18 protein-coding genes are annotated in these 21,545 nt (G+C 60.4%); 12 read left to right on the forward strand and 6 right to left on the reverse strand.

Features of this window, described 5'->3' with window-relative positions; all coding sequences use genetic code 11:
* Positions 1–32 precede the first annotated feature (32 nt).
* Complete coding sequence (locus FHK92_RS23065; protein ID WP_181290145.1) at positions 33–503, forward strand: LEA type 2 family protein; 471 nt, start codon at positions 33–35, stop codon at positions 501–503.
* Here the strand turns inward: FHK92_RS23065 and FHK92_RS23070 are convergent, their stop codons facing one another.
* Entirely contained in the window at positions 504–1,427 is a 924-nt protein-coding gene (locus tag FHK92_RS23070) for a carbon-nitrogen hydrolase family protein (protein ID WP_181290146.1), read from the reverse strand.
* 84 nt (positions 1,428–1,511) lie between these two features.
* On the opposite strand from FHK92_RS23070, the gene FHK92_RS23075 reads away from it, so the two are divergent.
* Positions 1,512–2,420 (forward strand): LysR substrate-binding domain-containing protein, encoded by a 909-nt coding sequence (locus FHK92_RS23075; protein ID WP_181290147.1) that lies wholly within the window; start codon positions 1,512–1,514, stop codon positions 2,418–2,420.
* Positions 2,421–2,424: 4 nt separating this feature from the next.
* Here the strand turns inward: FHK92_RS23075 and FHK92_RS23080 are convergent, their stop codons facing one another.
* Positions 2,425–2,679 carry a hypothetical protein gene (locus FHK92_RS23080; protein WP_039591001.1) on the reverse strand — a complete coding sequence of 85 codons (255 nt, stop codon included), beginning with the start codon at positions 2,677–2,679 and terminating at the stop codon, positions 2,425–2,427.
* Between the two features lie 161 nt (positions 2,680–2,840).
* Between FHK92_RS23080 and FHK92_RS23085 the strand changes: the two genes are divergently transcribed.
* Positions 2,841–3,158, forward strand: coding sequence for a DUF883 family protein (locus tag FHK92_RS23085; protein WP_030142726.1), 318 nt, complete (start codon positions 2,841–2,843; stop codon positions 3,156–3,158).
* Between the two features lie 54 nt (positions 3,159–3,212).
* Here the strand turns inward: FHK92_RS23085 and FHK92_RS23090 are convergent, their stop codons facing one another.
* On the reverse strand, positions 3,213–4,244 hold the full coding sequence (locus FHK92_RS23090; protein WP_181290148.1) for an Ldh family oxidoreductase: 1,032 nt from the start codon (positions 4,242–4,244) through the stop codon (positions 3,213–3,215).
* A gap of 232 nt (positions 4,245–4,476) precedes the next feature.
* Here FHK92_RS23090 and FHK92_RS23095 point away from each other — a divergent pair, with 232 nt between their 5' ends.
* The gene (locus FHK92_RS23095; protein WP_181290149.1) at positions 4,477–9,288 is read left to right on the forward strand and encodes a dermonecrotic toxin domain-containing protein; all 4,812 of its coding nucleotides are present in this window, start codon (positions 4,477–4,479) and stop codon (positions 9,286–9,288) included.
* Positions 9,289–9,447: 159 nt separating this feature from the next.
* Positions 9,448–10,449: a FecR family protein gene (locus tag FHK92_RS23100; protein ID WP_181290150.1), complete on the forward strand. Its 1,002-nt coding sequence runs from the start codon at positions 9,448–9,450 to the stop codon at positions 10,447–10,449.
* Between the two features lie 44 nt (positions 10,450–10,493).
* Here FHK92_RS23100 and pvdQ read toward each other — a convergent pair whose 3' ends face one another.
* Complete coding sequence (gene pvdQ, locus FHK92_RS23105) at positions 10,494–12,842, reverse strand: bifunctional acylase PvdQ (protein ID WP_181290151.1); 2,349 nt, start codon at positions 12,840–12,842, stop codon at positions 10,494–10,496.
* A gap of 283 nt (positions 12,843–13,125) precedes the next feature.
* On the opposite strand from pvdQ, the gene FHK92_RS23110 reads away from it, so the two are divergent.
* Positions 13,126–13,503: a fe2+ zn2+ uptake regulation protein gene (locus FHK92_RS23110; protein ID WP_181290152.1), complete on the forward strand. Its 378-nt coding sequence runs from the start codon at positions 13,126–13,128 to the stop codon at positions 13,501–13,503.
* A gap of 7 nt (positions 13,504–13,510) precedes the next feature.
* Here the strand turns inward: FHK92_RS23110 and FHK92_RS23115 are convergent, their stop codons facing one another.
* Together FHK92_RS23115 and FHK92_RS23120 are read right to left on the reverse strand one after the other, a co-directional pair.
* Positions 13,511–13,699, reverse strand: a complete 189-nt coding sequence (locus FHK92_RS23115; protein WP_181290153.1) for a hypothetical protein — start codon at positions 13,697–13,699, stop codon at positions 13,511–13,513.
* A 33-nt stretch (positions 13,700–13,732) separates the two neighbouring features.
* On the reverse strand, positions 13,733–13,978 hold the full coding sequence (locus tag FHK92_RS23120; protein WP_181290154.1) for a hypothetical protein: 246 nt from the start codon (positions 13,976–13,978) through the stop codon (positions 13,733–13,735).
* Between the two features lie 148 nt (positions 13,979–14,126).
* Here FHK92_RS23120 and FHK92_RS28260 point away from each other — a divergent pair, with 148 nt between their 5' ends.
* The 6 genes from FHK92_RS28260 (at position 14,127) to glgA (ending at position 21,541) form a co-directional block, all read left to right on the forward strand.
* Positions 14,127–16,118: a methyl-accepting chemotaxis protein gene (locus tag FHK92_RS28260; RefSeq protein ID WP_181290155.1), complete on the forward strand. Its 1,992-nt coding sequence runs from the start codon at positions 14,127–14,129 to the stop codon at positions 16,116–16,118.
* A gap of 265 nt (positions 16,119–16,383) precedes the next feature.
* Positions 16,384–16,830 (forward strand): DUF411 domain-containing protein, encoded by a 447-nt coding sequence (locus FHK92_RS23130; RefSeq protein WP_181290156.1) that lies wholly within the window; start codon positions 16,384–16,386, stop codon positions 16,828–16,830.
* On the forward strand, positions 16,830–17,264 hold the full coding sequence (locus tag FHK92_RS23135) for a YqaA family protein (protein ID WP_181290157.1): 435 nt from the start codon (positions 16,830–16,832) through the stop codon (positions 17,262–17,264). The genes FHK92_RS23130 and FHK92_RS23135 overlap by 1 nt, the downstream gene beginning before the upstream one ends.
* Before the next feature lie 85 nt (positions 17,265–17,349).
* Positions 17,350–18,381, forward strand: a complete 1,032-nt coding sequence (locus tag FHK92_RS23140) for an alpha/beta fold hydrolase (RefSeq protein ID WP_181290158.1) — start codon at positions 17,350–17,352, stop codon at positions 18,379–18,381.
* Between the two features lie 11 nt (positions 18,382–18,392).
* Positions 18,393–19,355, forward strand: a complete 963-nt coding sequence (locus FHK92_RS23145) for a D-2-hydroxyacid dehydrogenase family protein (RefSeq protein ID WP_181290159.1) — start codon at positions 18,393–18,395, stop codon at positions 19,353–19,355.
* A 614-nt stretch (positions 19,356–19,969) separates the two neighbouring features.
* Positions 19,970–21,541 (forward strand): glycogen synthase GlgA, encoded by a 1,572-nt coding sequence (glgA, locus tag FHK92_RS23150; RefSeq protein ID WP_181290160.1) that lies wholly within the window; start codon positions 19,970–19,972, stop codon positions 21,539–21,541.
* Positions 21,542–21,545 lie beyond the last annotated feature (4 nt).

Here is a 21,545-nt window from a genome sequence, read left to right on the forward strand (position 1 = left end):
TTGTGCCCACCCGTCTCGATGAGAAGATTTCCATGCGCAAAATCCTCGGCTTGTCGCTCGTCCTGGCGGTACTCAGCCTGAACGCCTGCACCCTCTTCCAGCACCGAGACCCGCTGAACATCAATGTGGTCGGCATCGAACCTTTGCCCAGCCAGGGCCTGGAGATGCGCTTTGCGGTGAAACTGCGTTTGCAGAACCCCAACGAAACCACCATCGACTACAACGGCGTAGCGCTGGACCTGGAGGTCAACGGCCATACACTGGCGACCGGGGTCAGCGACCAGACCGGCTCGATCCCTCGTTTTTCCGAAGGCATCCTGAGCATACCGGTGAGCATTTCGGCTTTCTCGGTATTGCGCCAGACTCTGGGCCTGAGCCAGACCCAAAGCCTCGACAACCTGCCTTATGTGCTCAAGGGCAAACTCGCTGGCGGATTGTTCGGCACGATGCGCTTCGTCGACCGCGGCACCCTCGACTTGCCGGGATCCACGGCCACTTGGTGATTAGTTGGTAAAACGCACGCCCGGCTTGGCGCGCTCATCCACCACCAATTCGAACACATCCGGCCGGGCATAGTGACCCACCACGTCATAGTCATAGCGCGCCCGCACCAGCTCGTCTGTGTCGATTTCAGCGGTCAATAACCCGGCAGTGCCTTTCAACGGTCCGGCCAGCACATCCCCCATCGGCCCGACAATCACGCTGCCGCCCGCGATCAAGGGCCGCTCCGCCGGCCAGTTCGCCACGTCGATGCCCAGCGCCTGCGGTGACGCCTGGACTTGACAGGCACTCACTACGAAACACCGTCCTTCGTGGGCGATATGACGCATGCTCACCTGCCACATTTCCCGCTCGTCCACGGTTGGCGCACACCAGACGTCCACGCCTTTGGCGTACATGGCCGTGCGCAGCAGCGGCATCATGTTCTCCCAACACACCGCTGCGCCCACGCGCCCCACCTGGCTGTCGATCACCGGCAACGTCGAGCCATCGCCCTTGCCCCAGATCAGTCGCTCCGTGCCGGTGGGCATCAGCTTGCGGTGCTTGGCGACCAAGCCTGCGTCCGGCTCGAAATACAACGCGGTGCAGTACAAGGTATTGCCAACACGCTCGATGACACCCAGCACCAGGCTGGCTCCAGTACGCGCCGATAAACCGGCCAACGCCTCCGTCTCGACGCCCGGCACGTCGATTGCGTTGGCGAAGTAACGCGCAAAGGCCTCGCGCCCTTCCGGCAACCGATAACCCAACTGGGTTCCGAAACCCTCGCCCTTGGGATAGCCGCCTAGCAACGCCTCGGGCATCACCACCAAACGAGCGCCAGCTTCACGAATGGCCTCTTCGTAGGAAAGAATCTGCGCCAGGGTTTCGGCTTTGCCCCCCGGCAACGAACCGATCTGCAAGGCAGCGACAATGGACTTGGGCATGGTCTTGAACTCCGTGATTTCAGGTATTGCCGATTCTCCGGTGCCGATGGATCATGAATAAAGCCCAGCACGCTGCTAAAAGATATGAACCAAATGAATATCGCCGACGTAGACCTGAACCTGCTGAAAACCTTCGAAGCCTTGCACGATGAATCCAGCGCCAGCCGCGCGGCCCTGCGCCTGGGCGTGACTCAGTCGGCTATCAGCGCCGCGTTGCGCAGGCTTCGAGGGCTGTATGACGATCAACTGTTCGTGCGCACCGGGCGCGGCCTCGCTCCGACGCTGCGGGCCAATCAGTTGAAGCCGGTGATCAGCGATGCGCTGGACAAATGCCGGCAAAGCCTGGCGATGGTCGATCCGGGCGCGAGCCACTATGAGGGCCGCTCGGTCATCGTCGGATTATCCGATGATTTCGAGATCGGCCATGGGCGGCGACTGATCGAGGAGGTGGCACGGCGAGCGCCGGGCCTGCGCTTGATTTTCCGCCAGACCCACAGCCAGATCGTCGGCCGCGCCTTGATGGAACGCAGTCTCGACTTGGCGATCACTGCGGGAGGGTTTACCGAACGGCTGCTCAGTCGCCAGGTCTTGGGTGAAGGTGACTACGCCTGCCTGGTGGATCGGGCCAGCCTTGAGGAAGGTGAGCAGAGCCTGAGCCTGGAAGCCTTCGTGGCCCGTGAGCACCTGCTGGTGTCGTCGGGCGGTTTCATCGGCATCACCGACGAAGGGCTGGCCGGGCTCGGCTTGCGCCGGCGAGTGTGTGCCTCGACCACTCACTTCGCGGCGCTGCCGTTCCTGCTCAAGGGCAGCCAGGCTGTGGCGACTATCCCGGGCCATGCCGCCAAGGCCATTGCGGCACTCAGCGGCCTGGCATTGCTGCCCTGCCCGCTCGCCTTGCCCCGCTATCCCATCGAACTCGGATGGCGAACCCACACGCCAATGGATCCGGCGGCCAGCAAAGTGCGCGAAGCGATCGTCGCCACCTTCGCTTGAATGTTTATTTATTGGCGGCCATCAGGCGGTTGACCTCGCTGCGCACCATGTTGGCGTACTCCGGAGGCGACATGCCGTCCAATTCCGCACGCACCCATTCAGCCCATTTGCCCTTGCGCTTGGAGCGCTCGCCGAACAATCGGGCGGCGTCGCCCTTGGCCTTGCCCAGGTTGTTTTGCCACAGCTCGAAGAGCCGGGATTTTTCATCTTCCAGCGCGGCGCGCTCGGCCAGGGGCCTGTCAGCCAGATTGAAACTCATGGGGAATTTCCTGTTGCGTAAATAGGCGCCATCTTACACCTTGAGCGGAAACGTCTTAACCACGATTTTTACTGCGCCAGCGTGACGCACGCCGGTGCTGCAACTTTCAAGCAAGCGCAACACTCCACTGTTCACTGCCATCATCCTCAAGGAGTACCTCAATGGCTCGTAGAAGCGTCGCGCAACCGAACGGAGAGCAAATCAAGGATCAGGCCTTCAGCGAACTGAAAGCGTTGATCGAGGAGTCGGAGAAGTTGCTCAAGAGCAGCGCCGCCCTGGTGGGTGAAGATGCCGAGGACCTGCGCGGCCAGATCGCCCAGAAGCTGCAACAGGCCCTGGACGCAGTCGCCAGCGCGCGGGAGCGTACACGCCCGATGGTGGACGCTACGGAAGTCTATATCGGCGGCCATCCATGGCAGACCGTCGCGATTTCCGCAGGCTTCGGCCTGGTGGTGGGGTTGTTGCTCGGGCGTCGCTAAGAAGGTGATGGCGAGGGAGCTTGCTCTCTCGCCACAAAACCCATTGTTTGCGGTTTACAGCCCCGCCAGTTCGCGCAACTGCGCCAACGTCTGCTCGTCCAGTGTGATCCCCTGCTCATTGGACTTGCTGCGCTCACGGTGCCGACGATCACCCGGCAACCGGCGCAATCCCACCCCATGCATCTGCCTGACCAGTTCCTGGCTACGCTCGGCGAAACCTTGCCCGGCGGCCTTGCTTGGATCGATCACGATCAGCAATTGCCCGGTCCACGGCGTCTTGGCGCCCGGGTGATTGTGCCAATCGAATTCGAAAGAGAAATTCCCGCCGGTCAACGCCGCCGCCAGTAACTCGACCATCATCGACAGCGCCGAACCCTTGTGCCCGCCAAACGGCAAAAGCGCGCCACCTTCCAGGATCGCCTTCGGGTCACAGGTCGGCTGGCCAAGGCTGTCGACGCCCATGCCGGGTGGCAACCGCTCGCCTTTGCGCGCGGCGATCTGTACATCACCGTGGGCAATGGCGCTGGTGGCCAGGTCGAAGACGATCGGCTCGCCCCCGGCGCGTGGCGCGGCGAAGGCGATGGGGTTGGTGCCGAACAGCGGGCGGTCCGCGCCATGGGGCACCACGCAGGTCATGCTGTTGACCACGCTCAGCGCCACCAGTCCCTCATAGGCAAACGGCTCGACATCCGGCCAAAGCGCCGCGAAATGGTGGGAGTTGCGTATCGCCAGCACCGCAATCCCGGCGCTGCGGGCTTTTTCCACCAGCAGTGGCCGGGCAGCTTCCAGGGCGGGCTGGGCAAAACCGTTGCAGGCGTCCACCCGGACGAACCCGGAGGCGACGTCTTCGACCACCGGCACCGCTTGACCATCGACCCAGCCGCTGTTCAGCGTCGAGACATAGCCGGGTATGCGGAACACGCCATGGCTGTGGGCACCGTCACGCTCGGCGGCGGCACAGTTCAGGGCCAGCGTGCGGGCGACATCGGCCGAGGTGTCATGGCGGAGGAAAATCTGCTCGAGCAGGTTCACCAAGGCGTCGAAAGACAGGGTGCAGGAAGCGGCATGATCGGATGGCGCGGACATCTGAAGCTCCAGGATGATTGTTGGAGGTAGCAACAGCGTGAGGGACCCACGGGGTGATTAAACACCGCTTCGCACGCGCCCTGTCAATCATTGCCCGGCACCTGTCACAAGCCTGACAGCTCAGGCAACTGCACGTGCGGTAACTATGTACCGCCATTGCCTGTCCGCCACTGCCTAACCTGCCGTTTCTCACCTTCGCACCGTCAAGCGGTGCCTTCAACGAGATACGACAATGACGACTAGACCCGCCCCCCTGCTGTTCCCGGAAATATTAGCTGCCGAGCGCCTGGATCAACTCACCACGCCCAACGAGTTGACACAGGAAGACCTCGACTGGCTGCGCCATGTCTCGCTACCCAGCCACACGCAGCGCGCCGCGAAGACGCCGCCGATGTTTGCCGAAAGGATCCTGCTGCAAGCCGAGAAAAAAACGCCCATCGCGCTGGCCGGCTGCTTTGCCCTCAGCACCTCGTCCGGCGGCAACAGCGCCGATACCGGGCCAGCGTTTCTCTATACGCCGATGGAAGGCATCAGGAAATTCCACAGCCCTGTATCGCTCGGAACAGCAATTGATCAGATGCGCCTAGACGCCGCACGGCGCAACGACCTTTACAGCCTCCTGTCCGTTTCCCAGCGCAGTGAATTGCTCGGCACCTCCGAGATTACCCAGACCAGACACGTTATCGAGGGAGACATTTTCAAGGATCAACTCGCATCCATTGAAAGTGCCCAGCACCTGAATGCTTCCTCAATGGTAAGTGAACTGGTCAAGTTGCCTTCGCTAACGTCGATGCTTGATCAGATCCTCAACGAGATGCTGCCGAAGCTCGACTACCGACAGGCCCGCCTTGCCCTCGGCAAAGGCGTTCGCCCGGGAGGTGCCGAGGATATCGGGGTGACAGAAAGCATGCCGCTTACAGACGCGGTCCTGATCTATTTCCATCATCAGGGTTGGCCGCCGGGGCATTACGGCTATATCACCTTTCCCGGCACAGCCAGTTCGCCCTATACCGCGGCGCAATGGCTGGACCTGATCACGCGCGCCGCCACCCAACTGATTCCAGCGCTCGCACGTTGCATCGAAGGCTTTTGGAAAAAGATGAGCAGTTCTTTTTACCTGTCACGCCGAAAGCTTCTGGAGCAGGTCATTCACGACGGGCTATGGGCAAGCATCCTGGCCGAACGGGAAAAAGGACAACTCACGCAAGCACAAAGCCATGAACTCATTCGCATGTTCAGACCTTCTTCCCAGGACAAGACACCCCTGTTTATCGAAACGATTCGACTGGGCGAACGTGCGTCCGACTACGTGGAGCTCGCGGGTTCCCTGATGATCAGCGGCAAAGACCATTACCTTTACACGCCCATCCAGGGGATTCGAAAGGTCGACAACTATTCCGCTTTCAGAGATGCCTTGTTGACTGAACCCAACGCGGCGATGGCAAAGGAAGCCATCTATAGCCTCCTGGACCTGGAAGGATGCAATCGTTTCCTGCGCTTTGATGAACCGCAGATTTCGGGAAAACCGGCGGACTTGCCGATTGCCGAATACCTGGCCGATTCAATGCTTGAAAAACAGCAGAAAAACCTTCATTACGCGCTGGAAATGTCTCGCCAGGACGATGTTGATGCCCAAGCACTCGTCGACAAGGCATTGGATATACGCGCGTTCGTTAACAAAAACCTGTTGAGTCAGCCCACCGCCGGGCATTGGGGCACTCATCCCGCCTTTTACGGCAACCTGCGCTCCTCCAATCTGCGGGCCGATCAGCTGGAAAGAAACATCAAGAGTTACACCGATATCGCGCAGACCTTCGACGAGCTGTTCACCCGGTTACCGAACTCAGGCGGCGCTTCGCTCTATACCCGGCCAAGAGACCTGCTGTCACAACTAACTAATGTTTTTTCCCTCGGCATACGCGCGGAGGCCGAGCTGAGAGCGCGTAATGAAACGCTTCCGTCGATTGCCCATGAGTTGATCAACACGGTTTTCACCTTTGACGCGGATTACCCGGACCGCTCACTGCGCACCGGTGTCAGAGGTTTTCGACCTGACGTCTACTCATTGACGCTCAAACGCAGCGATAAAGACCAAACGGTTCAGCTCCCCCTCGCCAACTGTTTTTTATTGACTGAACGCGGCGGACTGGACACACCGTATTCCGGCATGGGCATTCTTTGGACACCCTCCGAAGGTTTGCAGGCCTTTTCATCCGTAGAGGCTGTTACCCGGCGACTGAATCACTGCCTGCTCGATTCTCGAAAGCGCTTTGCTTATCTCGCGAACCTGCCTTCCGCGCAACGCAGGCCTCATGCCCAGTATCAACTCGAGTCCTACGAGCTTATCCAAGAGAACGTGCTGCTGAACCGGATGAAATCGTTCATCACGTATTTCGAGGCGGAGCATGCTTACCTCAGTACCTTGAAAGCCGGTGATTGGCATCTGACGGGGGCGACGCTTCAGAGAAGCCTCCAGGCACTGCTCGGCAAAGGCGCGCCCAACAACCTCGAACGTGCCACGCGCATCGCCCGGGCCGACAAACTGCGACACACACTTCCCGCCTGGCTCGGCACGGCCGCTCTTGATGAGCAGCGTTTTCATGTCGAACTCCTGGAGCAATATAAAAACAGCGCGAGTGAGGGCAAGGATTATCTGCACGGAATCGAGCCGGTGCGCACCTATGTGCAAAGAAAACTGCAAATGATTCTAGCGGCGCGCTTTCCGCATAAAAAACTGAACCCCGAGACGGTTCAGATCACGCCAACCCTTGCGGTAGTGGGTGCAGCCAGCTCATTGACCGATTTTGCCTTGTGTCATGTCGATGTAACCGAGAAAAGCTTCCAGGTCTCGTCAACCTCCACCCAACCTTTACCAGACGGTTTGAACGAGACGGCTGTCAGGCAGATATTATCGTCCCTGGATGTGCAAACCACCTTCAAGCAAGCCTTGACTCAAGGACTGTCTGGCGTCGCCGCGGACGTCCTTCCAAGAAGACAACGTTTTTGCCGACAACTGCCCTGGCAGCTGTTGCAATACGCCCATGCACTTCATCTGCAACAGCATCTTAGCGCCACAGCATTCGACCTGATCCACCAGATAATGGACATGCCGGACGCGATCGCCCGGGAAGCCGTGCAGAACGCTCACGCGATCTTTCGTCCACTGGAACTGATCAAAACCGGCGGCGCTGCTGCGGTCAAAGCCGCGGGGCTTTACGTCATCAGTTCGAGCGCCGATACCGCAAGCCCGCACATCCTGTACGCGCCCTACCACGACGGCCATCAACTCACCGAGTTCAAGGATGAAGCGAGCATCATCGCCGCCTTCAATGCACCCGGCGCGCTTCAGGACTTGCTGATTCGCCGGCTTCCCGAGGACCAGCAAGCCACGTTCAAGCATCTGCTGGCTTCCACCCTCGGAAAAGTGTCGGAAATCACTCTGGCGGCCAACCCCATCAGCGCAAACCTGCTCGACACGCTGTACGACGATAACGCGAAAATGCTGACAGACATGGCGAGCACCCGAACCCGGAAAGGACGTGAGATTGATTGGTCAACCGTGCTCCACGTACTCAGTGCCGGGGCTCGGTTCGTTGGCAGGCATCTGCCGGGCAAACTGTCGATCATCGGGACCCTCTGGGACAGCTACGATGACTTCAAGACCTCGTCGCAAGCCTTTCAACAGGGTGACTGGAAAGCTGGGTTGCACAACTTCATCGGCGGCGCTGCGGAGATGGTCTCATTGGGCTTTTTGAATCGCGACGATACCTTCGGACTTCTCGAGCCCATCGAGCCTGCATCGTCCAGCACCCTGTCCAGGTCCGACTGGACAAACATCACCAGCACCGCGGCACCTCGTACCGACCTGCAGCCCTTCGAAGCCGTGGGCATCAGCCTCTCGAGACTGAAAGAGCTGGTCGACGGAACGTACGAGGCAGTGGAAAACGGCAGGCTTTATATCCCCCTCGCCGGGAAAGTCTTTCAAGTCGCAAGATACAACCAGGCCTGGCGCATCATCCACGATGACGGCGAGGGGCCTTTAGTGACGCGCTCGCCTGGGGACACCTGGGAGATCGATCCTCAGCGACAGACGATTCGCTTTGGCCAGGCGGGGTCGACGATAGCCCTGGGCTGTAGCGATTACTTCGCCAAAGAAACATTGAATATCGAGGCGCGGGGCATGATGGAGATACGCAGGAAATATCCCCACCGCGCCGCTGCAATCGTCCAGGCCTTGGAAACGGCGAGGTTCTATTCCCGCAACGCCCTGCACAATTTCGCTCAACTTAAACGAAACGTGGTGCAGGGCTCTCGGCTGGATACCTTCCTCAAGTCGTTCTTTGGCGTCGTACGCGTTGACAGCCAACTGATTGACAAGATCGAGGCGGCCATTTCACCGATGTGCACGGCATTGGCCGATCCCTACTGGGAACAGCTCAACTCAAACCGTATCGTTGTTGGCCATCTTCGATTCCTCGACGACAGCGCCTCCGCTTTCGTGATGGAACCTTCGCCCGCTGGGAGAATTTATCTCACCCAACGCTTCTTCGAACCGGAACTGGATTGGTACAAATCTGCCGTGCCGGATTTTTTCGATGTCGAGGCCCATGCTCAAGCATCGATCTTGATCCATGAAACGTCCCACCAGTTCTTCGATACTTTCGACTTCACTTACCTTGATGCAGCATGTCCTTTTCTGGACCTGATACCGACCACGACGCATTACGGCCGCGAACGGTACGAAACGCAGAAAGACCTGCAACTCAACGGATTTTCACTCACCACGCCCAAATCGAAACTGTTCACCCGATGGGACAGTGCCGATAACACGCAGAAAGGTTTCGAGCTGCTGCCCAAAATGAAAAGTGCTGCCAAGGAAATATTGAAAATCAGCAGAGCCCGGAACCTGGACGAAGCACGTGATGCCTTTCTCAATCCGATTGTGCCGGACCAGCGCATCGATCTGATCCTTCGCAACGCCGACTCTTTGACCTTGCTCATCTGTGAAATGGGGCGCCAGCTCGATCCGCCCCCTTCTCGTTGATCTTTTTTTCACGACGCGTATGAGACAGTCCGGTCCAGGAGCGAATGCGCATACCTTTCAAACATGAGAAAAAACCGGGCAGTTACTGCGCAAACGCCATCATCGCTGTTCTCGACGGTGGCTCCCGAGGGTTAGAATGCGGCAAACCAGGAAGAGTCAATGACCGAACGTACACTCTCGGAAGCCGAATACGACGCCATCACCGATGCGGCCGCGCATTGGTGCATGCGTTTGCATGCTGACGACTGCACGGATGCCGAACGGCTGGCGTTCAAGCATTGGCATGACGCCGATCCGCTGCACGCTTTCGAGTACGAAGCCATGCTGGACATCTGGGGCACGGCTGAACACCTGCCGCGCGTCGAGCCCGTGCCTGCTGCTTCGAACCGTCGCCCCAGGGCGCGTTGGAGCCAACTGGCCGTCGCCGCCACGGTGCTCGCGCTGGGCGTGCCCTTGGCGGCTTTCACCGGTTGGAACCTGGGCTGGGTGCCGAACGCCTATCAACGATTCGAGGCGGGCGCGACCGGACGGCAAGTTACGCTGGACGATGGCAGCCAGGTGGAACTCAACCTGGGCAGTGAACTGGTGTTTGCCAACTACAAGCATGAACGTCGCGTGACGCTGAAAAAGGGCGAAGCTTTTTTTGACGTGAGCCACGACAAACAGCATCCGTTTATCGTTCGGGCAGGCCAAGGCCAAGTACGCGTGACCGGCACCCGTTTCAACGTATGGTTGTATCAGGATCAGGTCAAGGTCACGCTGCTGGAAGGTTCGGTGTGGGTGAGCAGCAACAAGGCCTCCAATGCCAACGGGGCGCAACTGTCGCCTGGCATGCAGGCAAGTTACAAGGTTGGCGACTACCAGCCGCAGGTCCGAGAGGTTCCCGCCGACGATAACTCGCTGGCGTGGCGCAATGGCAAACTGGTCCTCGACAACCTGGCCTTGTCCGACGCGTTGCCGCTGATCAACCGCTACCTCGATCACCCGGTCATGCTGGCCGACAACACCACCGGCACCCTGCGCATCGGCGGGATCTACAACCTCAACGAGGTGAAGAACCTCGTGCCATCGCTGCCCAAGGTGTTGCCGGTCTATCTGACCCAGAACAAGGACGGCAACCTGGTGCTGAACGCTATCGGCCCCCGCCCGAGCAAAAACTGAAAAGCCGCGGCCCTTCGGGTCGCGGCTTTTGTTCATGGCCGCAATTAGTGCGTCACGACCCTGCTCACTAGCTCATCCTCTCGAATGGTCATTGCCTGATAATGCGGATCTGCCTTGATCTGCTGCTCGGTAAACGGCAACGCACTCAACTGTCGCTTTGAAAATGCCTGGGTCTGATCCACCGAATAAGGCGATGAAGGATCGCTGGAAAGCGAGAATGCCAGCAATCCCTGGGCCTTGGGACCGTTGCCATCAAACGTCACCACTTGCAGATAACTGGTGCCGCTGACCACCTCCCGCTTACCGTTCGCACCCGGCACGCTCTGGATCGCATTGTAGATGCCCAACTCGCCAGGTCCGCCATGAATGGGTATGCGCCGGTCAGCACGGCTGGCGACCTGAACATCCTGCCATCGGCTGTCAGCCGGAAGTCCGGCTTTTTTCACCGATTCCAGCGATGCGCGCATGGCCTGACGCAACGCCTCGGCAACGGAGGGCCGCTCGACTGCCAGGCCACGCGGGGTATGTTGTGGATCCTTCGGGTCGAACGCCACGCGCCAAAGGCCAGGCACCGGCTGCAACGCCTGCATGATCTGTTGGAAATGAACGAAACCCACGCCGGTGTCCAGGCTCGCGGTGCGATCCCAGCGTTTCAGGCGAGTGCACACCTCGGTCAAAGGCTGCGCGTCGGGCCCCAGGTCGGCGGCGCAAAAAGCCAGCAGGTCTGGCATGACCTGATCGGCCAGGTATACCTGATCGTCCATGACCAGACGCTGCAGGTCACTCGCTGTGACCGGTCCCGCCTTGGCCAATTGCGCCAGGCTGTCCAGGGCGAAACGCGCCCGCAGCCCCAGCGGCAGGTCTTGCTGGCTGACGACTGGCGAATAGCCGGACAAGGGCTGCGCGGGGTTGACCAGCCACGCCGAATCGTTGGAATTTTGCACATAGTCGCGACGCAGCAATTGCGGAAGTTTATCCGCTGCGAAGATGCCCTTCTGGGCAGCGCCGGCGTCCACGTCCCAGGCACATTCGCTGCGCGAGCCATCCAATACGATCAGTTTCTGCCCGGCCCTGGGGTCGCTGCAGCGGGCGAGTTTATTGGCGTCGACGTTCGGCACCACGGACACGTTCATGTACAGACTTTGTCCCTGATCGTCCACCGCCAGGGTGTTGACCCAGGGGATGCCCTGGATCCGCTGGACCGAATCCTGCAGGTCCTTGAGCGTGACGGCGCGGTTCATCGCGTACCACTGCGCCAGCACCCGGTCGTTTTCCAGGTTGGCATCGCGCAGGCTGTAGGCGAACCGGTTGTCCCAATCCAACTTCCCGGGCCATTGCACGATCGGCCCGAACTGCGAACCGTAGACCACCCGGGAAACCGGCTTGACCTGTCCATCGGCTTGCCTGGCGTCCACCGTGACCGTCTGTTGGCTCATCGGCACGGACTTGCCGTCCAGCAGATAGTGGGTTGGATCCTTGGGATCCAGTTGCAGGCGGTACAGCGTGAAATGCTTGGACGTGTCGACGGTATGGGTCCAGGCCAGGTGCTGGCTGAACCCGATGTTGATCATCGGCAGGCCCGGCAACGCTGCACCCATGACGTCCAGCTTGCCCGGTATCGTCAGGTGCATCTGATAGAACCGCATGCCTCCCACCCAAGGGAAGTGCGGGTTCGCCAACAACATGCCACGCCCGTTGAATGACCGTTCGCTGCCGATCGCCAGAGCGTTACTGCCGCGCTCCAGGGCAAAGCGCTGTTGGTGGGCCGCCGCAACCGCGAAGCCGGACGTCGAAACGGCCGCCTGCGCGGTGGCCTTGGGCGGCTGCGCGCCGGCCAAGGCCTCGGCGAACTGGCCGACGCCGCCCTCCACCAGCAGGCGCCGGGTCAGCTTGACGAGATCCAGCGCGGTGATCGGCCGAACCCACTCGCTTGCACACTGTTCCGGCAGGCCTTTCGCCTTGCGTTCGGCCAGCGCACGGTTGTAGCCGGCGGCATAGCCTTCTACCAGTTGCTGGACCTCGGGTGTCTGGGCCTGCCAGAAACCGGATACCGCTTGCGGCGTATTGAGCCACGAAAAGAACACATCGCTGGCACGGTTTTCCCGCTGCTCGACAGTCACCTGCTCCGGGCCGAAATAGCGCGAGCGCTGCCCATTGACCGTCACGATCTCGTTGGCCAGCAGGCACAGGTTGTCCTGCGCATACGCATACCCGATGCCATACCCCAACCCCCGCTCATCCTGGGCACGAATGTGCGGCACGCCAAAACTGGTGCGACGAATTTCGGCAGTGACCTGCCCGGCCTCGCCTCGCGCGCTGACGACGGTACTCAAGCCCAGGGTCATCCCCAGCAAGGCACCGGCGAGACAAAACCTCGATAACTGCCCGGACATTCCCACATTCACTCCTGATCAAAAGCGCTCAAGGACCAGGGCCGTAGAAACCGGCGACCTGGTCTGAAATACAACGGCGACGTGCTTGAACGCAAAAAGCGCCTTCCTTGAGGACGAACCGGATGAAAAAAAATTAATGGCCCAGCGACCCGCTTTTACGGGGAGTTGAACGTGTCCAGGCAAATTTTTCACATCACTCCCCTCATGATTGGCCGCTCTGGTTCGTCCTATTACAGGAGAGCACTTGTGATCTTTTCTGTCTGGCTGGTAAGGAGTTTTCTACATGCATAACGCGCAACTACCCATGGAGGGTAAGCCAGGTTCGTCCCGTGGCACGCTGACCGCGCCCAACAGTGTCTTCGGTTCGCCGGAGCGAACCAGCAACGAGCAGATCAAACGCCTGCTCAAGAGCTATGGGCTCAGGACAAGCCTGATTCGCCTGAAGGTGATCGACGCCTTGCTGAAGGCCGCCGAGGAAAATCGCCAATTGGGCGTGAGAGGCGTTCATAACCAGTTGCTGGGGCTGGACATTCCGTTGTCCTTCCTGAGCGTGCGCGAAGTCCTGAAGCGCTTGTGCAGCGAAGGCGTGGTCACGCTCAATCCCGATAAAAGCTACAGCTTGCATCACCAGGCCGTGGCCCGGCTCAGTGCGGCGGAATAAGCGGCGCTCAGGGCTTGACCTTGCGCCGCATCACACCGTTGATCACCACGACGATGACCGCCACGGCAATGGCGATGTATTGAAACAGCTGCTCGCTGATCATGCCCTTGCCTTGCATCCAGGACAGTCCGAGCATGATCGCCAGGACCACGACAACCACCAGAATCGAGTATTTCAAACGTTGCGAATGAGTCATTTGCCAGCTTCCTGAAGTGATTCGTTCTGCCTGTCATCCGTTTTCCAGACACCGTCTTGCCAGTGCCACGGCGCGATGCAGGCAGCGGCCTATGGTACAGCCGCCCGTACATTGTGCGCGACTGAGTTGCGGGTAACCGCCGAGGTCTTCTTCACCGGGATAATGCCCACCGACACAGCGCGAGGTTGGCAGGCGCTGTTCCACCGCGTTGCAGAGCCACGCCAGCTCGATCTGCAATCCGCCTCCATGCAACGCCTCCACGATGAATGGCAGGCTCACGCCCAAGCCTGGAAAACCACGCAGGCCAGCTCGGCCGCCCGACATAACGCCCCCCGCTACATTCAAGCTATCGGCGGGGAAGCCGATACAAGCTGGTACGTCCATACCAATTGCTTCTGAAAGACGCCTTCGTGCAAGGAACACCCACATGCCCTCATTGCGCACCATTCAGGCCCGCTACACGCTGTTCCTGATTCTGTTCATCCTGGTGTTATCCATCCTCACCGTCGTCGGCATCAGTTACCTGGTCGCGCCCAAGCTGCGCCATACCGAGGAGCAAGTGGTGTTGAACCGTATTGCCGAGGTCGCCGAACAGATCAAGGGCGAACTCAACAAGGTACAAGCCCAGCAACGTAGCATCACCCAGACCATTCCATTGCTCGACAGCGACGCCATCGACAAGGTGTTGCCGGGCCTGGTGGATCAGTACGGCGAGCTGAAAGTCTTCGGTGGCGGGATCTGGCCATTGCCCAACCAACGGGCGGAAGGCCGTAGCAAATTCAGCACCTTCTGGCATCGCGATGCCTCGGGCAAGCTGATCGTCAACACGTTCTGGAACAGCGACGCCGCGCCAAACTATTACGAGCAACCCTGGCACAAGGGCGGCATGGCCACGCCCCCTGGCAAATGCGCCTGGGCCGCCGCCTATAAGGACGACGCCAGTGCCGAACCACGCACCAACTGTGCGATGGCGATCCAGAAGAACGGCGCGCCTTATGGCGTCTCCACCATTGACGTGACCTTGGGTTTCTTCAACGACCTGATTGCACGCAAGGAAGCCGAACTCAGCGCCGAGATGCTGATCGTTGAAGGCGACGGCAAGATCATCAGCAACAGCTCGCGGATCAGCGGCCCGATTGTGCTCAAGAACATCAGCGATCTGGCGTCGACATCACCGTTTGCGGCCCAGGTCAAGGCGGGCCTGGCCAACCGTGACCAACTGCAGCGCGTCGAATTCGATAACAAGGGCGAAGCCAGCACGTTCTTCATGCGGCCCATCGAAGGCTCGCCCTGGTTCCTCGCCACCGCGTTGCCGACCCGCCTGATCACCGCCCAACGTGATGACGTTTTGAACACGCTGAGCCTGTTGCAGGTTCCCATGGTGATCCTGTTGGTGCTGATGCAACTGTATGCGATCCGCCAACTGACCCACCGCATGAAGATTCTCAAGGGCAACATCGATGCGCTGTCCACCGGCGACGCCGACCTGACCCGACGCATTACCATTCGCGCTGAAGACGAACTGGGCGCCATCGGTCACTCGGTCAACAAGTTCATCGCCTACCTGCAAGACATGATCGGCGAAGTCACCCAAGCCACCGGCGCAATGGCTTCGAGCCTGGACAAACTGCAGCAGACATCGGCCCACACCAGCGAAATCCTCATGCGTCACGCCTCGGAAACCGATCAGACGGTGACGGCCATCACCGAGATGAGCTCCACGGCTGAGAGCGTCGCGCAAAACGCGGCGGAGACGGCCGCGTTCACCCAGCGGGCCAACGAGCATGCCGATCGTTCTCGCGTAGTCGTCGGTGAAGCCTCCAACAGCGTCGTAGCGTTGATCGATGAAGTCGCCAGCGCCACGCGCAAAGTGGAAGACATGCAGCAGGACGCGCAACGCATCACCGAGATCCTTGGCGTCATCGGCGCCATCGCCGGGCAGACCAACCTGCTGGCCCTCAACGCCGCCATCGAAGCCGCCCGGGCCGGCGAACAGGGCCGTGGCTTCGCGGTCGTCGCCGACGAAGTCCGCGCCCTCGCCGCCCGCACCCAGGCCAGCACCTCGGAAATCAACGAAATGCTGACCCGCCTGACCCAAGGCGTGAGCTCGTCGGTGGCGGCCATGGAAAACACCCAGGCCAGTTGCCAGTCCGCTGCCGACGCCACCTCACGGGTGAACTCGGGCCTGGACGAAATGGCCGGTTCGGTCAGCCAGATCAACAGCCTGAGCACGCAGATCGCCACCGCCGCCGAGCAACAGAGCGCGGTGACCGAGGAGATCAACCGGAGCATGGTGCAGATTCGTCACATGGTCGAAGAACTGGTGGAAAGTGGCTTGGCCAGCGCAACCAACACCAAGCAACTGCTGGAAGCCAACACGCGGGTGAATGCGATCATGGGCCGGTTCAAGGTTCGCTAGAGCGTCCCCACACTCCAGGGGTTGAACAGACATCCCGCGTTCACCCCGACCTTTCTGTGGGAGCGAGCTTGCTCGCGATAGCATTGGATCCGCCGACATCAATGTTGGATGTTCGATCGCTATCGCGAGCAAGCTCGCTCCCACAGGGTTCTGTTCCGTCCCCAATCTGACAATTCTGTAATCCGCCCCTCAGCCTCCCGTCAGGCCCCCGCCGCTACTCTGGTATCCTCCCTCTCAAACTCCGTTCGCCAAGAGACCGATTCCGATGGCCAATCCCCTGCACCTGCTCGCCCTGAGCGCCCTGTTCATGTCCACCCTGGCCCAGGCCGCCGAACCCGTCAGCATCGACGTGCACCGCGACGCCAATTGCGGTTGCTGCAAGAAATGGATCTCCCATCTGCAGGCCAACGGTTTCAAGGTCAATGACCATGTCGAAGCCGACATGAGTTCGGTCAAGCAGCGCCTGGGCGTGGCGCCGAACCTGCGCTCCTGCCACACCGCCGAGATCAACGGCAAATTCGTCGAGGGCCACGTGCTAGCTGATCAAGTGCTGGCGTTGAGCAAGCGCGATGACTTGCTCGGCGTCGCCGCACCGGGCATGCCGATGGGCTCGCCGGGTATGGAAATGGATGGCATGAGCGATGCCTATCAAGTGATCGGCCAGAAAAAGGACGGCACGCAAACCGTCGTGGCGGATTATCCAGCTCACTGATGGCGGGTGCTTATGTCGGGCTTTTCCTGACGGCGTTTGGCGCAGCGACTCTGCTGCCGCTGCAATCGGAAGCGCTGTTGGTCGCCCTGTTGCTCAGCGAGCGTCAAGCAGCCTGGCTGCTGATGGGCGTCGCGACCTTGGGCAATGTCTTGGGTTCGCTGGTGAACTGGTGGCTGGGCACCCGCCTCGAACAGTTCAAGGATCGCCGCTGGTTTCCTGTCAGCCCGTCCCATCTGGACAAGGCTCGCCGGCATTATCAACGCTACGGGTATTGGTCTCTGTTGCTCAGTTGGCTGCCGATCATTGGCGACCCCCTGACGCTGGTGGCCGGCGTGATGGGTGAGCCGTGGCGACGCTTCCTGTTGATCGTCACCCTCGCCAAGGGCCTGCGTTATGGCGTGCTCGTGCTGGCGACCCTGGGCTGGATGGGTTGAACATTCCAACGGTTCGGTTGCCTGTGATTAATGTCGCCATAATCGGACCGTTCCAGGATCGGCCGGTTGCTCAAGGAGATTGATCATGCCGTGTTTGACCACCCGCTGGCTGCCCAGCCTGTTCTTGCTCGCTGCCCTGCCGATGTTCGCCCGGGCCGAGACGCCGCCCGAAGGCCCCGCCTATGGACCGCAGCTCGAAGGTTTCGAGTACCCCTATACGCTCAAGCACTTTTCCCTCCAGTCCCACGGCAAACCGTTGCAGATGGGCTATATGGACGTGCCCGCCCAAGGCAAGGCCAACGGGCGCAGCGTCGTGCTGATGCATGGCAAGAACTTCTGCGGCGCCACCTGGGGCGACTCGATCAAGGCCCTCAGCGACGCCGGGTATCGGGTCATCGCGCCAGACCAGATCGGCTTCTGCAGCTCCAGCAAACCGGACCATTATCAGTACAGCTTCCAGCAGTTGGCGACCAACACCAACGCCCTACTCAAGGCGCTTGGCGTGCAGAAAGCCATCGTCGTAGGCCACTCCACCGGCGGCATGCTCGCCACCCGTTACGCCTTGCAGTTCCCCGACCAGGTCGAGCGCCTGGCGATGGTCAATCCGATCGGCCTCGAAGACTGGAAAGCCTTGGGCGTGCCCTACCGCACCGTGGACCAATGGTACGAACGCGAGTTGAAACTCAACGCCGAGGGCATTCGCAACTATGAGCGCAACACCTATTACGGCGGACGCTGGAAGCCGGAGTTCGACCGCTGGGTGGACATGCTCGCCGGTTTGAACAAAGGGCCGGGCCATACGCAAGTCGCCTGGAACTCGGCGCTGATCTACGACATGATCTTCACCCAGCCGGTCTATTACGAGTTCAAAAATCTCAAGGCGCCAACGCTGTTGCTGATCGGTACGTCCGATACCACGGCCATCGGCAGCGACATTGCTCCGCCCGCCGTGAAAGCCAAGCTGGGTAAATATGACGTGCTGGGTAAGCAGGTCGCGCAATTGATCCCGCGGTCAACGCTGGTGGAGTTCCCCAACTTGGGGCACGCGCCCCAGATGGAAGAGCCGGATCGGTTCCACAAGGCCCTGTTGGGCTGGCTGGACAAACCCATTCCCTGACGAGGTGTTCCATGGCGGTGCAAATAGCGGTGATCGATGATTGGCAGGGCGTGGCGCAAGACGTAGTGGATTGGTCGTCGCTGGACAGCATCGGCCAGGTGTCCTTTCTCCACGATTACCCCGCCGATCACGACACCCTCGTCTCGCGCCTGCAAGGTTTCGATGTCATCTGCGTGATGCGCGAACGGACCCGTTTCGATGAAGCACTGCTGCGTCGCCTGCCCAACCTCAAGCTGTTGCTGACCGGCGGCATGCGCAACGCTGCGCTCGATCTCAAGGCCGCCGCCGCGCTGGGTATCCAGGTCTGCGGCACCGACAGCTACAAGCACGCCGCGCCTGAACTGACCTGGGCGCTGATCATGGCCCTGACGCGCAACCTGGTCCCGGAAGCCAACGCATTGCGTGCCGGGCTGTGGCAGCAGGGCCTGGGCGGGGACTTGCATGGCAAGACCCTGGCGATCCTCGGCCTTGGCAGCATCGGCACGCGCGTGGCGCAATTCGGCCAGGTATTCGGCATGCGGGTGATCGCCTGGAGCGAGAACCTGACGGCCGAGCGGGCAGCCGCAGCCGGCGTGACCTATGTCGATAAACAGGCGCTGTTCGAACAGGCCGACATTCTCTCGATTCACCTGGTGCTCAGCGACCGCACCCGCGGTCTGGTGGATGCCCAGGCGCTGGGCTGGATGAAGCCTGAGGCGCTGCTGGTCAATACCGCTCGCGGGCCGATCGTCGATGAAGCTGCGCTGGTCGAGGCACTTGAGCACAAGCGTCTGGCCGGTGCGGCCCTGGATGTCTTCGCCGAGGAACCGCTGCCATCCGGTCACCCGTTCCGTACGTTGGACAACGTCCTGGCGACGCCTCATGTGGGTTATGTCAGCCGACAGAACTACCAGCAGTTCTATGGCCAGATGATCGAGGATTTGCAGGCCTGGGCGGCTGGCAAGCCGATTCGGGTGTTGACCTCAATAGTTTGAAAATCCCCCATCCCTGTGGGAGCGAGCTTGCTCGCGATAGCGGTGTGTCAGTCACGATGATGTGACTGGATGACCGCTATCGCGAGCAAGCTCGCTCCCACACGGGGCATGCAAAGCCCGTCCTGAAAGCCATCAAAACGCCTCCATCCCGCCCGCCTCTTAATGGTGCGACGCGCCGCTGAACCGCGCACGCGATTGAACCGTCGCCCCTCCCATACACCCCGCATATTTCAAACAAGCTGCATTTCGTCGGCTCGTATTCCCCCACGCTGTGTAAGACATTGCCGACAGTTTGCGTGATTGTCCGACAATTCGACGAAGCGAACCGCACCGCTCTAGCTTCTGACCTAGACTGCCGAACCGGGGGGAAAACCGACCGGTCATCAGGAGGAAAAAAAGTCGAAACTTTTCGCAACGGCGACAGGTCAGGTTAGAGGAAGGGCAACAACGGCTGGAGCATTCCTTGCAACGGCCCCCTCACCTGATTCGCTTCGCCGCATTGGGCAGCGCTTTGCTCTCCTTGCGTAGCGCTTGTGCGCCTGGCCGCAGGATTCGGCCAATGAAACAACAGCTCTGGCGCTTGCCGGAAACAGATCGAGAAATAGGAGTTATTTATGATCAGTGCTGCCTTGGAACCACAGCAAGTCCGTTCTCAACTACCGCCGGCGGCCGAATCGCCGACGGCACCGGTGTTGGCCACCGGAGGCAAGGCACTGTTACCTGTCGTTCGACAGAATCCCAATCGCAAGAAAATCCTGTTCGTGACGTCGGAAATCGCCGACCTGGTCAAGACCGGCGGCCTCGGCGACGTGTCCTCCGCCCTGCCCCGCGCCATGGCCGGTTTGCATGACGTCCGGATATTGATCCCCGGCTACCCGCAAGTCATGAACAGCGGCAATCCTATCCATATCATCGGCGAACTGGGTGGCCACGCAGCGCTTCCTCCTTGCAAGATCGGTCGCATGGACATGGCCGACGGCTTGGTGATCTACGTACTGATCTGTCCCGAACTCTACGCTCGCGAAGGTTCTCCTTACGGCGCCAACAACGGTCGCGACTGGCCTGACAACCACATCCGCTTTGCCCGCCTGGGCCTGGCCGCCGCCGACATCGCCGCCAACCTGGCGCAGATCCACTGGTGCCCCGACCTGGTCCACGCCCACGACTGGCCCGCCGGGCTCGCGCCGGCCTATATGCACTGGCGCGGCCAACGCACGCCGACCCTGTTCACCATCCACAACCTGGCGTACCAGGGCGTGGTCAGCCTGGCGTCCTGCCCTGAATTGGGTATTCCGGAACATGCGCTGCAACAGGAAGGCATGGAGTTCTACGGCAAGCTGTCGTTCCTCAAGGCAGGCATGGCCTATTCCAGCCACATCACCACCGTCAGCGCCACCTACGCCCAGGAAATCACTACTCCGGCGTTCGGCTGCGGGCTCGATGGGTTTCTCGCCTCCAAGACTCAACAAGGCTTGCTCAGCGGCATTCCCAACGGCATCGACGAAAGCTGGGACGCGGCCACCGACTCTCACCTGTTCCGTCAATTCGCCATCGGCGACTGGGAAGGCAAGGCCGTCAACGCCGCCCATGTCCGCGAGCTGTTCGGCCTGGAAGATTCCACCGGCCCCCTGTTTGCCGTGGTGTCGCGCCTGGTCTACCAGAAGGGCCTGGACCTGACCGAAGCGGTCGCCGAGTTCATCGTCGAGTCCGGCGGGCAGATCGCGATCATCGGTCGCGGCGAGCCTGAAGAAGAACAAGCCATGCGCGAACTGGCGCTGCGCTTCCCGGGCCGTATCGGCGTGCGTATCGGCTTCAACGAAACCGACGCACGGCGGATGTTCGCCGGCAGCGATTTCCTGTTGATGCCTTCACGCTACGAGCCCTGCGGCTTGAGCCAGATGTACGCCCAACGCTTCGGCTCGCTGCCGGTTGCGCGCAACACTGGCGGGCTGGCGGACACCATCGAGGATGGCGTCACCGGATTCCTGTTCGATGAGTCGACCGTCGACAGCTACAAAGAGGCCTTGAGCCGCGCGTTCAAGGTTTTCGAATTCCCCGAACTGCTCAATGCCATGCGCTGCCGCGCGATGTCGGCCCCCTTCAACTGGAGCAAGGCGGTGGAACCCTACGCCGAACTCTATGAACAACTGGTCGCTAAATCATTGGGAAAATCGGCTAGACAATGAGGTA

It is taken from the genome of Pseudomonas brassicacearum subsp. neoaurantiaca (assembly GCF_013608025.1).
GTDB lineage: Bacteria > Pseudomonadota > Gammaproteobacteria > Pseudomonadales > Pseudomonadaceae > Aquipseudomonas.

What these genes read in the sequence shown, in the direction of transcription:
- FHK92_RS23115 (WP_181290153.1), bottom strand. Translation starts at nt 13,699, where the DNA reads ATGACTCATTCGCAACGTTTGAAATACTCGATTCTGGTGGTTGTCGTG.
- FHK92_RS23145 (WP_181290159.1), top strand. Translation starts at nt 18,393, where the DNA reads ATGGCGGTGCAAATAGCGGTGATCGATGATTGGCAGGGCGTGGCGCAA.
- FHK92_RS23090 (WP_181290148.1), bottom strand. Translation starts at nt 4,244, where the DNA reads ATGTCCGCGCCATCCGATCATGCCGCTTCCTGCACCCTGTCTTTCGAC.
- FHK92_RS23100 (WP_181290150.1), top strand. Translation starts at nt 9,448, where the DNA reads ATGACCGAACGTACACTCTCGGAAGCCGAATACGACGCCATCACCGAT.
- FHK92_RS23080 (WP_039591001.1), bottom strand. Translation starts at nt 2,679, where the DNA reads ATGAGTTTCAATCTGGCTGACAGGCCCCTGGCCGAGCGCGCCGCGCTG.
- FHK92_RS23075 (WP_181290147.1), top strand. Translation starts at nt 1,512, where the DNA reads ATGAACCAAATGAATATCGCCGACGTAGACCTGAACCTGCTGAAAACC.
- FHK92_RS23070 (WP_181290146.1), bottom strand. Translation starts at nt 1,427, where the DNA reads ATGCCCAAGTCCATTGTCGCTGCCTTGCAGATCGGTTCGTTGCCGGGG.
- pvdQ (WP_181290151.1), bottom strand. Translation starts at nt 12,842, where the DNA reads ATGTCCGGGCAGTTATCGAGGTTTTGTCTCGCCGGTGCCTTGCTGGGG.
- FHK92_RS23130 (WP_181290156.1), top strand. Translation starts at nt 16,384, where the DNA reads ATGGCCAATCCCCTGCACCTGCTCGCCCTGAGCGCCCTGTTCATGTCC.
- FHK92_RS23085 (WP_030142726.1), top strand. Translation starts at nt 2,841, where the DNA reads ATGGCTCGTAGAAGCGTCGCGCAACCGAACGGAGAGCAAATCAAGGAT.
- FHK92_RS23110 (WP_181290152.1), top strand. Translation starts at nt 13,126, where the DNA reads ATGCATAACGCGCAACTACCCATGGAGGGTAAGCCAGGTTCGTCCCGT.
- FHK92_RS23135 (WP_181290157.1), top strand. Translation starts at nt 16,830, where the DNA reads ATGGCGGGTGCTTATGTCGGGCTTTTCCTGACGGCGTTTGGCGCAGCG.
- FHK92_RS23140 (WP_181290158.1), top strand. Translation starts at nt 17,350, where the DNA reads ATGCCGTGTTTGACCACCCGCTGGCTGCCCAGCCTGTTCTTGCTCGCT.
- FHK92_RS23095 (WP_181290149.1), top strand. Translation starts at nt 4,477, where the DNA reads ATGACGACTAGACCCGCCCCCCTGCTGTTCCCGGAAATATTAGCTGCC.
- glgA (WP_181290160.1), top strand. Translation starts at nt 19,970, where the DNA reads ATGATCAGTGCTGCCTTGGAACCACAGCAAGTCCGTTCTCAACTACCG.
- FHK92_RS28260 (WP_181290155.1), top strand. Translation starts at nt 14,127, where the DNA reads ATGCCCTCATTGCGCACCATTCAGGCCCGCTACACGCTGTTCCTGATT.
- FHK92_RS23065 (WP_181290145.1), top strand. Translation starts at nt 33, where the DNA reads ATGCGCAAAATCCTCGGCTTGTCGCTCGTCCTGGCGGTACTCAGCCTG.